Annotated in this window: 12 protein-coding genes; 4 read left to right on the top strand and 8 right to left on the bottom strand. The window is 70.3% G+C overall.

Annotated features, from left to right (window positions below; genetic code table 11):
- Positions 1-7 precede the first annotated feature (7 nt).
- The 6 genes from FB470_RS08235 to FB470_RS08210 form a co-directional block, all read right to left on the bottom strand.
- Positions 8-1588: a Wzz/FepE/Etk N-terminal domain-containing protein gene (locus tag FB470_RS08235; RefSeq protein ID WP_306990145.1), complete on the bottom strand. Its 1581-nt coding sequence runs from the start codon at positions 1586-1588 to the stop codon at positions 8-10.
- The gene (locus FB470_RS08230; protein ID WP_306990143.1) at positions 1585-2898 is read right to left on the bottom strand and encodes a GumC domain-containing protein; all 1314 of its coding nucleotides are present in this window, start codon (positions 2896-2898) and stop codon (positions 1585-1587) included. Before FB470_RS08230 ends, FB470_RS08235 begins: the two co-directional genes overlap by 4 nt.
- Before the next feature lie 179 nt (positions 2899-3077).
- Entirely contained in the window at positions 3078-4256 is a 1179-nt protein-coding gene (locus FB470_RS08225; protein ID WP_306990140.1) for a glycosyltransferase family 4 protein, read from the bottom strand.
- Positions 4246-5562: a nucleotide sugar dehydrogenase gene (locus FB470_RS08220; RefSeq protein WP_306990138.1), complete on the bottom strand. Its 1317-nt coding sequence runs from the start codon at positions 5560-5562 to the stop codon at positions 4246-4248. The genes FB470_RS08225 and FB470_RS08220 overlap by 11 nt, the downstream gene beginning before the upstream one ends.
- 162 nt (positions 5563-5724) lie before the next feature.
- On the bottom strand, positions 5725-6597 hold the full coding sequence (locus tag FB470_RS08215; protein ID WP_306990136.1) for an LLM class F420-dependent oxidoreductase: 873 nt from the start codon (positions 6595-6597) through the stop codon (positions 5725-5727).
- Between the two features lie 61 nt (positions 6598-6658).
- Positions 6659-8335, bottom strand: coding sequence for a hypothetical protein (locus tag FB470_RS08210; protein ID WP_306990135.1), 1677 nt, complete (start codon positions 8333-8335; stop codon positions 6659-6661).
- A gap of 402 nt (positions 8336-8737) precedes the next feature.
- On the opposite strand from FB470_RS08210, the gene htpX reads away from it, so the two are divergent.
- On the top strand, positions 8738-9604 hold the full coding sequence (gene htpX / locus FB470_RS08205) for a zinc metalloprotease HtpX (protein ID WP_306990133.1): 867 nt from the start codon (positions 8738-8740) through the stop codon (positions 9602-9604).
- A gap of 634 nt (positions 9605-10238) precedes the next feature.
- Here the strand turns inward: htpX and rfbA are convergent.
- Positions 10239-11120: a glucose-1-phosphate thymidylyltransferase RfbA gene (gene rfbA / locus FB470_RS08200; RefSeq protein ID WP_306990132.1), complete on the bottom strand. Its 882-nt coding sequence runs from the start codon at positions 11118-11120 to the stop codon at positions 10239-10241.
- Between the two features lie 86 nt (positions 11121-11206).
- On the opposite strand from rfbA, the gene FB470_RS08195 reads away from it, so the two are divergent.
- Genes FB470_RS08195 through FB470_RS08185 form a run of 3 tightly spaced genes read left to right on the top strand, consistent with a single transcriptional unit; the run spans position 11207 to position 13345 of the window.
- Positions 11207-12073 (top strand): alpha/beta fold hydrolase, encoded by an 867-nt coding sequence (locus tag FB470_RS08195; RefSeq protein WP_306990130.1) that lies wholly within the window; start codon positions 11207-11209, stop codon positions 12071-12073.
- 4 nt (positions 12074-12077) lie between these two features.
- Positions 12078-12668: a TetR/AcrR family transcriptional regulator gene (locus tag FB470_RS08190; RefSeq protein ID WP_306990128.1), complete on the top strand. Its 591-nt coding sequence runs from the start codon at positions 12078-12080 to the stop codon at positions 12666-12668.
- Positions 12669-12673: 5 nt separating this feature from the next.
- The gene (locus tag FB470_RS08185; protein ID WP_306990127.1) at positions 12674-13345 is read left to right on the top strand and encodes a DsbA family oxidoreductase; all 672 of its coding nucleotides are present in this window, start codon (positions 12674-12676) and stop codon (positions 13343-13345) included.
- Here the strand turns inward: FB470_RS08185 and FB470_RS08180 are convergent.
- On the bottom strand, positions 13318-14454 hold the full coding sequence (locus FB470_RS08180; RefSeq protein ID WP_306990126.1) for a sialidase family protein: 1137 nt from the start codon (positions 14452-14454) through the stop codon (positions 13318-13320). The genes FB470_RS08185 and FB470_RS08180 overlap by 28 nt on opposite strands.
- Between the last annotated feature and the right edge of the window lie 78 nt (positions 14455-14532).

Raw genomic sequence — 14532 nt, 5'->3', positions numbered from 1 at the left:
GCGCTGGTCAGCCTTCGCGTTCGAGGGGGAGCTTGCCGTTCAGGCGCATCTCCGGGCCGTCGGCCCGGGTCGTCACCGGGGTGAACTGCTTGGTCGGGAGTTCGTGCACCGGGGTGAGGGTGACGGTCTGCTCGGCCCTCGGCGCCGTGGCCGGCAGCGGGGCGAACCACTTCGTCGGGGAGTCCTTCTTCGCGGTGGCGGCCGCCGTGAACTCCGCCCGGCCGCGCAGCGCCGTGTGCAGGCCGTCCCAGAGCGTGCCGTCGGTGCGGTCCCGCGGGTCGGGCGCGACGAGCACCACGCCGATGATCGGGATCCCCAGATCGGCGAGCTGACGGGCGACGGTGTGCAGCCACAGGGTGCTCGCCTTGCCCGCCCGCACGACCAGCACGGTTTCCGCGCCGAGGCGCCGCAGGTCCGTCCACGCGGTGCCGGCCGAGACCGAACCGACGCCGATGCGGCCCTCCTCGGGGGCGCTCCCGTCGATGACCCGGTCGGGCGCGAGCGCGGTGACGTCCCGGTGCGGCAGGTCGTCCACGATCTTGATCCCGTCGCCCAGCTGCTCGGCCATCTCCAGCGCGAGCTCCGCCGCGACCTTCGGGCACCCGAGTTCGAGCACCGACACGCTGCCGCCGTCCCGGACCGTGCGCGCCAGGGTCGCCGCGGCCCGTTTCCGTTGCGCCGCGACGCTTCCCCACGGGCCGCGGCGCGGCTTCGGCAACTGCGCGATGACCGACGCGCCGAGGTGCGCGGAGATCTCCCGCCGCAGCAGCGGACGGTCCCGCACCACGCTCATCACCGCCGCCAGGCCCAGCCCCGCGATCAGGCCGAACCCGAGCCCGATCCCGGCGTTGGTGACGAGCGGTCCCAGCGCGGATTCGGTGAGCGGGCGCGGCGCGTCCACGATCTGCGTGCCCGCGGCCAGCTCCGGCGTGCCGATCCGGGCTTCGTTGGCCTTGTTGGTGAAGTCCGAGACCCGCGAGGTCAGGTCGGCGCGCCGGGCGTAGAGCGACTGCAGCTCGGCCGGTCCGATCTGGCTGTTGCGGTTGGCCGACGACGCGATCTGCCGGTCGACGTCGGTCAGCTCGTTCTGGATCTGGTCCCGCTGGCCGAGCAGGGCCTGCGCCTCGGCGTCCGCGGCGGACTGCATGCGCTGGGCGTGGTCGGCGATGAACGCGTCGGCGAGCGCCTGCGCCTTCGCGACGGCCTCGCCGTAGCTGTCGGCCCTGACCTGCAGTTCCAGCACGTTGTTCGTCAGGCCGGTGCCGGCGTAGGACTTGAGGAACCGCTCCGGCGGCTCGGTCGAACCGAGCTTCTTCAGTGCCGCGTCGGCGATCCGCGTGGTCTGCAGGATCGCCACGTCGGTCTTGATGAGCGTGCCGCTGTCGTTCGGCGCGTCTTCGGAGTGCAGGACCAGCAGCCGGGTGACCGCGGTCGGCGGCGTCGGCGAGAGGAACGCGAGCACGGTGCCCGCGAGCAGGCCGAGCAGCGCGGCCGACAGCCACAGCCGCCGCCGTCGTCGGATCGCGATCAGCACGCGCTGGAGGTCCAGCAGCGGCTGCGCGTTCTGGGTCGTGTCCGGTGTCGTCACGCTGAACCTGCCAATGCTTCGTCACCGGCGGGCTGGTCGCCCTTCGGCTCGGGAACCGCGGCGGTGCGCTGGACGACCACGGCGCCCAGCACCCGCTGCCCGGCGTCGGCGGCGGCCTCGGTCAGCCCGACGAGCTCCCATCCCGTCCGGCTCCCGCTGGTGACCACCACCAGCACACCGGCGGAGTCGTTGTCGTCGGGCACGGTGGGCCGTTCCGGGTCGACCACCGCGACGCGCAGCTCGGGACGCTCGCCGCGGCCGGCCGCGACCAGCTGCGACACCGCGCTCCTCGCCACCGGATCGTCTTCGGTGACCAGGACGAGGACCCGGGGGAACACCCCGGAACTGTCGCCCAGCCGGGACAGCACCCGGCGGTAGCGGATCTCCCGGCTCGCCGGATCGGCGGAGGCGTTGAGCTCCGGGAGGTTCCACGGTTCGTCGGTCTTGAGCAGCTTCGACCACCAGTGGCCGCCCGCGGCGGGTGGCGCGTGTTCGGCGGTGGCCGGCACGTCGACGCTGCCCAGCAGCGGCCCGCCGACCGCCGCGGCGATCTCGGACTCGTCGCGCAGCCGCCGGTCCACCCGCGAGCCGATGAGGTGACCGAGCACGCCGAGCAGGAAGAACACGATCGCCCCGCCACCGACGAAGTGCGTCATCGTGGGCGCCGCCGGGGCGGAGGGCCGCTCGGCCGAGCCCATGACGACCGTCTGCGCCTGGCGGCCGTTGCCGCCGAGCTGGTCCAGCTTCGCCATCGCCTCGGTGAGCGAGGTCCGCAGCGTCTCCAGCTGGGTGCGCACCTCGACGCTCTCCACCGTCACGCCCTGGACCCGGCGGGAGAGGTCGGTGATGGTGTCGTTGGTCTCCTGCACCTGGCGGCGCAGCGCGTCCGCCTGCTCCTGGCGGATCTGGCTGGCCGCGTCCGCGGCGCTGCCGAGGAGCTGCGCGGAGTAGTTGACGTACTCCTTGGCGACCTGGTCGGCCAGCTGCTGGGCCTTCTCCGGGGTGTCCGCCTCGGCGGTGATCACCACGATGTTGCCGTCCGCCGCACCGGCGCTGACGGATTTGAGCAGGTCCGGCCCGGACACACCCCAGGCCAGTGCCTGCGCGGTCCGGTCGAGGACGACGGAACTGGTCGCCACCCTGGCTTCGGTCATCAGCTCGCTCGAGTCCGGCGAGCCCTGCAGCAGGACGTTGGAGGTCGTCTGGTAGCCGGGCGAGAACAGCAGCGAGGCACCCGCGCCGACGAGGGCGCCCAGCACGGCGAGGGCGGCCAGGACGCGCCAACGCCGGCGCAGGATCCTGCCGATCATGGACAGTCGGACGGTGTCGTCGTTCAACGCCGCGGTCCCCCTCTCAAGAGATTCGCCCCGCCGCGCTCGGATGGGCTTTCACACACCAGGTCGCGGCGATTCCCGGATTGGTTACCGGCCTTGTTCAAAACGCGACCAGGCGTTTTTCCGACCGGGTTTTCGGCCTGCCGGTGGGGAAATCACCGTCTCGCCGCGGCGTACGCGGCGAGCAGCGCCTCGGCCGAATTGGCCCAGGACAACGGGCCCGCCACGCGTTCCGCGCCGAGCCGGCCCATGCGTTCGCGTTCGGTCGGGTCGTCGAGCAACCGCGCGGTCAGCTTGGCGAACTCGAGTTCGTCGTTGGCCGGCGCGTAAACGGCGGCGTCACCCGCGGAAACCCGTGCCTCGCGCAGGTCGAACGACACGATCGGACGGCTCATCGCCATGTACTCCATGATCTTGTTCATGGTCGACACGTCGTTGAGCGGGTTCAGCGGATCCGGCGCGAGACACACGTCCGCTGTGGACAGATAACGGATGAGGTCGGCGTCCGGGATGCGGCCGGTGAACTCCACCTGGTCGTCGAGGCGGAGGTCACCGGACAGCGCGACCATCGCGTCGAAGGCGTCCCCGGAGCCGACGAACACCGCGTGCCAGTCCGTGCGGCCCAGGTCGTCCCGCAGCCGGGCGAGCGCGCGCAGGGCGTAGTCGACCCCGTCCTGCGGTCCCATCACGCCCAGGTAGCAGAGCAGGTGCGGCTTGCCGCGCTTGAGTTCCGGCTCGCGCGGCACCTGGTGGAACCGTTCCACGACCGGTGCGCTACGCACCACGAACACGTCCCCGGGTCGTTTGCCGCCGCGGGTGAGGGCGACGTCCCGGTAGCTCTCGTTGGTCGCGATCACCACGTCCGCGGCCTTGAAGGTGGCCCGTTCCAGCGCGCACACGCCGCGGTAGAGCAGGTCCCGGCCGCGGTCGAAGCGCGACAGGTACAGCTCGGGGACCAGGTCGTGGTGGTCGAAGACGAACTTCGCGCCCGTGCGCTTGAGCATGCGCGCGACGAGGAACAGCAGGTCGGGCGGGTTGCACGCGTGCACGACGTCGACCGCTCCGACCCGGCGGGCCAGCCGGAACGTGTGCCACAGGGCGGATCCGTACTCCTGCAGGTAGCCGGCCGGCCCGCCGGTCGCGGCCCGGAGCGGGTACCGCAGGATGTGGACGCCGTCGATCACGACCTCGGGTTCGGTGTCCCGTTTCGTCCCCTGTGGACAGATGACGTGCACGTCCCACCCGGCGTCGCGCAGGGTGGTGCTCTCCTGCCAGACGCGCCGGTCGAAGGGGACGGACAGGTTCTCGACGAGGATCAGGGCTTTACCAGGCAAGGCCGACGTATCCTTCTTCGGTGCGGCGCACGGCGGCGTCCGGCAGGCGGACGAGGTCGATGAGCGTGCGGTGGCCCGCCTTCGGCAGCGCGGCGAGCACGGCGGGATCGGTGCAGCCGACCAGGCACACCTCGGCGTGGTCGAGCACCTCGTCCACCGAGCCGGCCAGCAGCTGCCCCAGGTGCGGCAGGCGGCTTTCGATGTACTCGCGGTTGGCACCGACCAGCCGGGACAGGCTCACGTTGGCGTCGAAGATCTTCAGGTCGTAGCCCTTGCCGAGCAGGCGTTCGGCGAGCTCGACGAGCGGGCTCTCCCGCAGGTCGTCGGTGCCCGGTTTGAACGACAGGCCGAACAGGCCCACGCGCCGCTTGCCGGTGCGGGCGACGAGGTCGAAGGCGCGTCGCAGGTGTTCTTCGTTGGAGGGGAGCACGTGCGACAGCAGCGGCACCGACACGTCGGCGCGGCGCGCCGCGTACACCAGCCCGCGCAGGTCCTTGGGCAGGCACGACCCGCCGAACGCGAAGCCGGGCCGCAGGTAGGCGGGGCTGACGTTGAGCTTGCGGTCGGCGAGGAACACGTCCATCACGCGGTGCGAGTCCAGCCCGAGCGCGCGGCAGATCGCGCCCAGTTCGTTGGCGAAGCCGATCTTGAGGCCGTGGAAGGCGTTGTCGGCGTACTTGGTCATTTCGGCCACCGGGATCGGCACGCGGAAGACGTCGCCGGGCAGCCCGTCGTAGAGCCTGGCGACGGCGTCACCGCTGGCCGTGTCGAGCTCGCCGATCACGGTCTTGGGCGGGTCGAAGAAGTCCTTGACGCTGCTGCCTTCGCGGAGGAACTCGGGGTTCACGGCGACGCCGAAGTCGACGCCCGCGGTGCGGCCGGAGGCCTTCTCCAGGATCGGGACGAGCAGGTCCAGGCAGGTGCCGGGCAGCATCGTGCTGCGGAACACGACCGTGTGGCGTCCGGTCTTGCCCGCGAGCGCGCCGCCGATCTCTTCGGTGACGCGTTCCAGGAACGCGGTGGACAGGCTGCCGTTGGGGGCCGAGGGGGTGCCGACGCAGATCAGCGAGATTTCGCTGCGCGCGATGGCCGCGCCGACGTCGGTGGTGGCCTGGAGTGCGCCAGTGGTGACGACGCGGGCGGTGAGTTCGCCGATGCGTTCCTCGACGACGGGCGCCTTGCCCTGGCGGATGAGGTCGATCTTGACGGGGTTGATGTCGACCCCGATGACCTCATGCCCTTCACCGGCGAGGCACGCGGCCGAAACGCATCCGACGTAACCGAGCCCGAAGACACTGATCTTCATGGAAAACCCTCCCGCCGCCACCGGCTTGACCCAGAGGTCGGCGGGCGGGAGGAGATCGTTACGGGCTCGTTCCGCCGGAAAACCGCTTACGCGGTGGGATTTCCGGGAGTGACAAACCGTCCCGGTGCGACGCCGGTTGGCCGGGCGCCGCACCGGTGCGGGTCACAGCGCCTCGGCGAAGGGGATGACGTCGTCGGCGAAGATTTCGATCAGGGCGGCGTTGGGGATTCCCGGGATGGACCCGATGACGGCGTCGACGCCGAGTCCGTTCAGGCGGCGCAGCTCCGCCTTGAGTTCTTCGGTCTTTTCGCCGTTCGCGCCGACGTCGAGCGTGTGGTAGACGGTTTTGGTGATTTCGTCGTAATCGCGGCCTTCGGTCTCGCAGTGGCCGCGCAGGACGTCGAGTTTGTGTTCGAGTTCGGGGCCGTTGAAGATGTTGCAGGCGTCGCCGTACTTGGCGACGAACCGCAGTGTCTTCTTCTCGCCGCTGCCGCCGACCATGATCGGCGGGTGCGGTTTGGACAGTGCCTGGGGGACGTTCAACAGGCGTTCGGCGTGGATGTGGTCGCTGGTGAACGGGCCGTCGTCGTCGGACCACATCTGCAGGACGTACTGCAGGGTTTCCTCGAGCATCTGGAAGCGTTCCGCGGTGGGCGGGAAGGGGAAGCCGAGGCCGCGGGACTCCTCCTCGTTCCAGCCGGCGCCGATGCCGAGGACGGCGCGGCCGCCGGAGAGGACGTCGAGGGTGGTGACGGCCTTGGCGAGGACGCCGGGCTGGCGGTAGAGGACGCCGGTGATGACGGTGAGGAGTTTGGCGCGCTCGGTGTGGGCGGCGAGGTAGCCGAGGGTCGTGTAGGCCTCGAGCATGTCGTTCTCGCTGGGGCCGACGGCGCGGATCTGGAAGAAGTGGTCCATGACGGCGAGGTATTCGAATCCGGCGTCGTCGGCGGCGCGGGCGACCTCGGCGAGTTCGCGGCCGAGCGCGGTGGGACCGTTGGGCCAGGTGAAGTCGGGAATTTGCAGTCCGAGTTTCATGGATTCCCTCTGTCGGCGTGGTCGTGTGTTTTCGAACCTATACCCGGAGTTGCTCCAGGATTCAGAATCCGGTGATGGTGTGGAGCCGGTCGTGGAGGGGGTCGGTGACGTGGACGGCGCCGGTCCGCTGGTCGACGGCGAGGCGGCCCGGGTTGATGCCGAGCGTGAGTTCGCCGGTGATCGCGCCGCGGGCGCCGTCGACGCGCACGATCCCGTCCGGGCCGCCGTTGGTGTAGACGGTGTGGCTCCCTTCGTGCACGGCGATCGACGAGGCTGCGCTGCGCATCAGGATGGTGTTCGTTTGTGCGTGCGTGGCCCCGTCGACCACGGACAGGTGGTGGATACCCGAATTCGCGACGTAAACCGTGTTGGTGCCCCGGTGCAGCGCGAGTCCGGAGGGTCCCGTGCCCACTTGGATGCGGCTGGTGAACCGGTGGCTGTCGAGGTCGAGGACTTCGACCGTGTTGTTGCGGAGGTCGGCGAAGTACCCGGCGCGGCGCGGCCCGTCGATCACGGCGCTGACGAGTTGCCGTCCCGGGGTGGGAATCGTGGTGGCGAGAACCTGCCCGAACAGGTCGACGACGCTGATCTGGTCGTCCCCACATACATACAGGTTGTATCTTTCAGGGTCGAGTGCCAGGGCCGAGGACCCGGGCCCGGTCGCCATGACGTTCCGGATCGCCCCCTCGGCGGCCTCGAGAACGGCCGTCGTGCCGGCCGTACTGTCCGCGACGTAGACGAGACCCGCGTGTTCGTCGATGAGGAGATCGCTGAGCACCCCGCCGGTGGGCACGATCCACCGCTGGCCGTTGGGCACCCCGCCGGTGGGCACGATGGACCGCTGATCGCTAGGGAGCCCGCCAGTGGGCACGACGCAGCGCTGATCGCTGGGCGCCCCGCTAGTGGGCACGATCCACCGCTGATCGTTGGGCACCCCGCCCCTGGGCACGATCCACCCCTGATCGCTGGGCGCCCCGCCAGTGGGCACGACCCACCGCCGACCGCCCGCCAGCTGCACCTGGGGGCCACCATTCGTTCCGGCCGCCGTGGTCGTCCCCTCCGGATCAGCGGCCGCAACCCTGCCCTGCTGCTCGGCGGCTGGCCGGATCGCTGTGGTGGTCGCCCCCTGCCCGGCGGTCGCCGGGACCTTGCCGTGCTGTTCGGCGGCCGGTCCGACCGCTGCGGGCGTCGCCTGTCGCCCGACTTTCGCCGCGACCTTGCCCTGCCAACCACCGGCCAGCCCGACAGCTGTGGTCGCGACCCCCTGCTCGACGGTCCCCGCGACCGCTGTGGTCGCCGCCCGCTGATCAACCGTCAGCGCAACCCCACCTTGCTGATCAGCGGCCGCCGCAACCACTGCAGTGGTCCCCAACTCACCGACGGTCAGCCCGATCTTTCCCCCTTGATCGCCGGTCGCCCCGACGCGGCGCGGCCGACCATCGTCCAGTCCGACCGGCGCGTTCGTCGCCCCCTGTCCACCTGTCAGGCCGACCTTTCCCCGTTGATCAGCGCTCGCCGGAACCGGCCCTCCCTGCCCGCCGGTCGGCCCGACCGCGGCAGCCTCGCCCTGCTGGCCGACGCTGGGCGCTACCGTCCCCTGTTGATCAGCGTGCGCCGCAACCTCGACCTGCCGCCCACCGCCGGCCGGTCCGACCGTCGCAACCTCCCCCTGCTCGACGGCGGACACCGTCCGATCCCCGGCATTCGCCACGAAGACCACCCCGGTGACCGAATTCACCGCGACCGCCTGCGGCCCCCTTCCCACCGCGACCGACACGAGCCGCGGCGGCGCCGCCGCTTCGTCGAACCCCGCCCACCTACCGTTCGCCCCCAGTCGCGACGCGACTCCCCGAACGCCCCCTGGCCGCCCTCCGCGGCTCGCCCGTCCCGCTCCCGGCGCGGCCTGCGCCCCACGCGCGGCAATGAACGCCCCAGCAGCCGCCACCAGCCCGAACAACGCCCGCCGGCTCAATCCGGTAGTGCCCATGCCCGACCTCCCCGGCGGTTTCCCACAATGTCTCGGGGTACCCGGTCGCACAGTAATCCGGGCCGCGGTCGCTCGCGCGCGGAAGCCGTGAAGGAACTTCACTTCCCGCTCGTGCGTTGGGAAAATGAGCGTGGGTAAGGAGGCGCAGGGCACGTGCACAAGCACCAGAACGGGCTGAAGACCGCGCTGTTGCTCGGGTTGCTGAGTGCCATCATCATCGCGATCAGTTCATTGTTCGGTCGTGGCGCGTTGTTCATCGGGCTGGCGGTCGCGCTGGGGATGAACGCGTACGCGTATTTCAAGTCGGACACCCTGGCGCTGCGGGCGATGCGGGCGCGCCCGGTGTCGGAGGCCGAGCAGCCGGTCATGTACCGGATCGTGCGGGAGTTGGCCACGTCGGCCCGCCAGCCGATGCCGCGGCTCTACCTGAGCCCGACGGCCGCCCCGAACGCGTTCGCGACCGGTCGCAACCCGCGCCACGCTGCCGTCTGCTGCACGACCGGCATCCTCGGTCTGCTGGACGAGCGTGAGCTCCGGGCGGTGCTCGGGCACGAGTTGTCGCACGTCTACAACCGGGACATCCTGATCTCGTGCGTCGCCGGCGCGCTCGCGAGTGTGGTGAGTGTGCTGGCGAACCTGGCGATGTTCGCCGGGATGTTCGGTGGCAATGATCGCGAGGGCAACAACCCGCTGGTGTCGTTGCTGATCATCCTGCTGGGTCCGATCGCGGCCGGAATCATCCGGATGGCGGTCAGCCGCTCGCGGGAATTCCAGGCGGACGCGTCGGGCGCCGAGCTGACCGGGGACCCGCTCGCGCTGGCCTCGGCGCTGCGCAAGCTGGAATTCGGCACACGGCGGGCGCCGCTCGTGCCGGAGCCGCAGTTGGTCTCGCAGTCGCACCTGATGATCGCGAACCCGTTCCGCCCGGGCGAGACCCTGTCCCGGATGTTCTCCACGCACCCGCCGATGGCCGACCGCATCCGCCGCCTCGAAGAAATGGCCCGCCGCGGCCCGTTCTGACCGGCTCGTTCTGGCCCGTCCTTGTCTGACGCGACCGTCCCGACGTCCTGTTCTGGTTGATTGGCCCCGCGCACGGTGCTCGGGTGAATGTCCCATTCATCACCGCGTGAGTGGATGTGTCGTGTGCCCGCGAGCTGCCCGCCGCGCCCCGCGCCGTCGCCCGACGAACGGCCCGTTCACTGTTGCGCGACCGGGAACCTCGCGCCTTCGCGAGGCGACCAGCCGCACGGGTTGCCGATGAACACCCCATTCATGAATGTGCGACCGGCACCCTCGTGCGCGTGCGAGGTGTCCGGTCGCACGGTCACACGGTCACGCGGCCGGTTCGGGCTGTGCCAGCTGCCGATGAACGTCCCGTTCATCGTGGTGTGAGTGGCACCCTCGCGCGTTAGCAAGGTGACCGGGCCGGCACGGCTCGTGATGAACGTCCCATTCATTGTCGTGTGAGGGGCACTGTCGTGGGGGTGCGAGGTGATCAATCGTGCTGTTGCGCGATGAATGCCCCGTTCACCGCCGCGCGACTGGAGCTTTCGTATCTCTGCGAGGTGCCCAGCGGCACCACCCCGCCACCTGACCGCGCTTCCCCGCGGGCCTCCGCATCGACCCCGACGGCACCACCCAGTAACCCCCAGCCTTACCCAGCCGCCCCCGCGGCGCGGGCACACGCCACGACATAATCCCCGTACCCGGACTTCGACAGCTTCAGCCCGAGAGCCAGGCACTCGTCCGGATCGATGTACCCCATCTTCAGCGCGACCTCTTCCAGGCACGCGATCCGCACCCCGGTCCGGTGCTCCAGCACCTGCACGAACTGCCCGGCCTCGAGCAGTGAATCGTGCGTCCCGGTGTCCAGCCACGCGAACCCGCGCCCCAGTTCGACCAGCTTCGCGCGGCCCTGGCGCAGGTAGGTGAGGTTCACGTCGGTGATTTCGAGCTCCCCACGACCCGACGGCGTGAGCCCGCGCGCGATCTCCACCACCTGGTTGTCGTAGAAGTACAGCCCGGTGATCGCCTGGTTGGACTTCGGCCGGGAGGGCTTCTCCTCGATCGACACCAGCCGGCCCGACGCATCCAGCTCCCCGACCCCGTACCGCTGCGGGTCCTTCACCGGGTACCCGAACAGCACGCACCCGTCGAGCGAGGCGACCTCCTGCCGCATCCGCCCGGAGAACCCCTGCCCGTAGAAGATGTTGTCGCCCAGGATCAGGGCCACGTCGTCGTCGCCGATGAAATCAGCGCCGATCACGAACGCTTCGGCCAGGCCGTTCGGGCTCGGCTGCTCCGCGTAGCTCAGCCGCAACCCGAACTGGTCGCCCGATCCGAGCAGCCGCTGGAAGTTCGGCAGGTCGGACGGCGTCGAGATGATCAGGATCTCCCGGATCCCGGCCAGCATCAGCACCGACAACGGGTAGTAGATCATCGGCTTGTCGTAGACCGGCAACAGCTGCTTCGACACCGCCTGGGTGATCGGGTGCAGACGCGTCCCGCTGCCACCCGCCAGCACGATGCCCTTCATACCCCAGCTCCTTCCGGATCGATCCGGAACCACCCTAGCGCGTCTGCCACTTCACATACATACAGAACGTATGTATCTTCGAGATCATGACCCGTTCACCAGCACTCGGCCAGGAAAAGCACGTGACCCTCCGCCAGGGTGACGTCCGCTACTTCGAACGCGGCGAGGGGCGGCCCGTCGTCTTCATCCACGGCGTCCTCGTCAACGCCGACCTGTGGCGGCACGTCGTCCCCGACATCGCCGACGCGGGTTTCCGCGCCATCACCGTCGACCTGCCGCTCGGCTCGCACGAAACCGCGCTCCGCCCGGACGCGGACCTCACCCCGCCCGGCCTCGCCGACCTCATCGCGGACTTCCTCGACGCCCTCGACCTCCGCGACGTCGTCCTCGTGGCCAACGACACCGGCGGCGCGCTCACCCAGATCATGCTGTCCCGCCGCCCCGAGCGGGTCGAGCGCGTCGTGCTCACCCCGTGCGACTCCTTCGACTACTTCTTCCCGCCCACGTTCAAACCGCTCACCCTGCTCGCCCACATCCCCGGCTCGATGCGCCCGATCGCGGCCCTGCTCCAGGTCAAGGCGCTCCACCGCACTCCGTTCGTCTTCGGCGGCGTCACCAAGTACCCGATCCCCGAGCCGATCGTGAAGTCCTACGTCACACCCGCCCACCGGCAGCCCGCCATCCGCCGTGATCTGCGCAAGGTCGTTCGTGCCGTCAGCTCCCGCTACACGCTCGAAGCCGCGGAGAAGCTGCGCACCTTCGACAAGCCGGTCCTGCTCGTGTGGGCCAACGAGGACCGCACGTTCCCGCTCCGCCTGGCCAGGCGCCTCGCCGCGCTGCTGCCCGACGCCCGTCTGGTCGAGGTCCCCGACTCCTACGCCTTCGTGCCCGAGGACCAGCCGGCCCTGCTGGTGCGGCACATCCTGGCCTTCGCCGGCGTCATGGCAGATTAGAGGCGTGCGCCGTACCCAGGAAGAGCGATCGCAGAGCACCCGGGCCGCGTTGATGGCGGCCGCCCGCGAGTTGTTCGCCGAGCGCGGCTACCAGGCCGTGCCCGCGGACGAGATCGTGCGGGCCGCGGGCGTGACGCGTGGCGCGCTCTACCACCACTACGGCGACAAGCAGGGCCTGTTCCGCGCGGTGTTCGAGGAGCTGGAGGTCGAGGTCACCGCCGAGGTCGAGGCCGCCACGAAGGACGCACCGGACCTCGCGTCGGGCCTGCTCTTCGCGCTCAAGGCCTTCCTCGACGCCTGCGAGCGCGACGAGTGCCGGCAGATCGCGCTGATCGACGCGCCCGCGGTACTGGGCTGGACCACCTGGCGCGAGATCGAGGCCGAGCACGGGCTGGGCCTGGTCGTCGGCCTGCTCGACCAGGCCGTCGGGCAGGGGCTGCTGAAACCCGCTCCGGTCGCCGTGCTGGGTCAGCTCGTGCTCAGCGCGGTGAACGAGGCGGCACTGATGATCGCCCACGCCGACAACCCCGCGCAGGCGCGGTCCGACGCCGAGCAGGTGCTCGCCATCTGGCTGATGGGGCTCCTCGTGGAATAACTCCGGTGCCGCGGGCGTTCGTGCCGGTCGTGCAGGTGGAGATCTGGTCCGATGTCGTGTGCCCGTGGTGCTACCTCGGCAAGCGGCGGTTCGAACGCGCGCTGGCCGGCTTCGAGCACCGTGACCAGGTCGAGGTGACCTTCCGGTCGTTCGAACTCGATCCGCGCGCGCCCCGCGAGCCGCAGCCCAAGGCCGCGCTGCTCGCCGCGAAGTACGGCATCAGCGAGGCCGACTTCGCCGCCAACGAGGAACGCCTGACGCAGCTCGCCGCCGCCGAGGGACTCGAGTACCACTTGGACGGTGGCGTCATCGGCAACACCTTCGACGCCCACCGGGTCCTGCACCTCGCCCGCGAACGCGGCCTCCAGGACGCCGTGGCCGAGCGGTTCTTCCGGGCCTACTTCACCGAGCGGCGTTCGGTGTTCGAGGTGGACTCGCTCGTCGAGCTCGCGACCGAGGCCGGTTTGGACGGTGAGGAGGTCCGGCGCGTGCTCGAGGACGGCAGCTACGCCGACGAGGTCCGGGCCGACGTCGACCAGGCCCGCGCGTTCGGGGCGAACGGGGTGCCGTTCTTCGTGTTCGACCGCCGTTACGGCGTCTCGGGTGCCCAGTCCGTCGAGACCTTCGCCGCCGCGCTGGACAAGGCGTATCAGGACGCCGGCCCCGTGCCGAAGTAGACCTTGCAGACCCCGCCGTCGTAGTCGGCGGCCAGCTCCAGGACGTTGCGCGCGTCGTCCACCGGGAGCAGTGCCGAGCTGTAGTTCGGGCAGAAGTTGTTGTAGGCACGGGGAACGCGCACCGGCGCGGATAGCTCGTACCAGGTGCCCGATCCGAGGTCGTCGTTGGCGAGCAGGATCTGGCCGTTGTTCGGCCGGGGGTTCCCGCTGCTGTCCGTGTAGATCTGGCCGACCATCAGCAGCCGAACGCCGTTCGGTCCGCCGGGGAAAACGGCGACGGTGTGCGCGTGCTGGAAGTAGTCACCGTTCGCCGTCTCCACGCGGGTGCCGGGATCGGCCGGATCGCCGTAGTTCGCGCCGTCGCCGGAGATCTTGAAGTAGGGGTCGCAGTAGCGCCGGCCGTAGTTGCAGATCTCGTAGCCGAAGTAGTAGCGCCCGTCGGGCAGCCGGCGCACGACCGGCATGCCGGGACGGACGCGGTCGGGCGGAATCGCGAGGGTGTTCTGCTTGGTTCCCCAGCTGACGCCGTCGGTCGAGGCGACCCGGTTGAGCACTTGGCTGTACCGGGGCGCTTCGGTTTCGTCGGCGTAGTGCATCCAGAGTGTCCCGCCCGCGTCCACGGTGAACTCCGGCTCGAACACGCCGTCGTGGTTGTGTGAACGGGCCGCTTCGGACAGGAACGCCCAGGTCCGGCCACCGTCCGAACTGGACCAGATCCGGATCGACATGCGACGCCCGGCGCCCCCGTTCTGGCCGTAGGACGCCGCCCACAGCAGGGTCCCGGCGCGGAGCCGGCCGACGCGCTGCGGGAGCTCGTAGAGGCTGCCGCAGCACTCGCCCTGCGCGCCCTCCGGGTCGCGGATCTCACCGATCGCGTGGAAGGTCGCGCCCTCGTCGGTGCTCTCGAAGATCCGCGCGAACGCGCCGCCGCCGTCCCAGCTGTTCACCGACGCGATGATCCGGCCCCGCCGGAACGGCGTGTGCTCCAGGCGGATCACCCGGGGATACGCGCCGACGCCCAGTTCGGTGCGTTCGGCCGCGTGCGCCGGGACGGTCATCGCCGCGGTCGTGACCAGCAGTGCCAGCATCAGCGCGGCGATCCGGCGCATCGGCGTCCCCCTCACTCTCGGCGGCCGAATTACACCACAGGGTCACGATGGGTAGCCGCGGAACAAGGGTCAAAAGCA

Source organism: Amycolatopsis thermophila, from assembly GCF_030814215.1.
Classification (GTDB): Bacteria; Actinomycetota; Actinomycetes; order Mycobacteriales; family Pseudonocardiaceae; genus Amycolatopsis_E; species Amycolatopsis_E thermophila.
Note: the sequence above shows the minus strand (reverse complement) of the source record. Positions and strands in the feature narration are given on the sequence as shown.

Excerpts from the sequence above, each read along its gene's own strand:
- FB470_RS08230 (WP_306990143.1), bottom strand. The coding sequence starts at position 2,898 with ATGATCGGCAGGATCCTGCGCCGGCGTTGGCGCGTCCTGGCCGCCCTC.
- FB470_RS08220 (WP_306990138.1), bottom strand. The coding sequence starts at position 5,562 with ATGAAGATCAGTGTCTTCGGGCTCGGTTACGTCGGATGCGTTTCGGCC.
- FB470_RS08215 (WP_306990136.1), bottom strand. The coding sequence starts at position 6,597 with ATGAAACTCGGACTGCAAATTCCCGACTTCACCTGGCCCAACGGTCCC.
- rfbA (WP_306990132.1), bottom strand. The coding sequence starts at position 11,120 with ATGAAGGGCATCGTGCTGGCGGGTGGCAGCGGGACGCGTCTGCACCCG.
- FB470_RS08195 (WP_306990130.1), top strand. The coding sequence starts at position 11,207 with ATGACCCGTTCACCAGCACTCGGCCAGGAAAAGCACGTGACCCTCCGC.
- FB470_RS08180 (WP_306990126.1), bottom strand. The coding sequence starts at position 14,454 with ATGCGCCGGATCGCCGCGCTGATGCTGGCACTGCTGGTCACGACCGCG.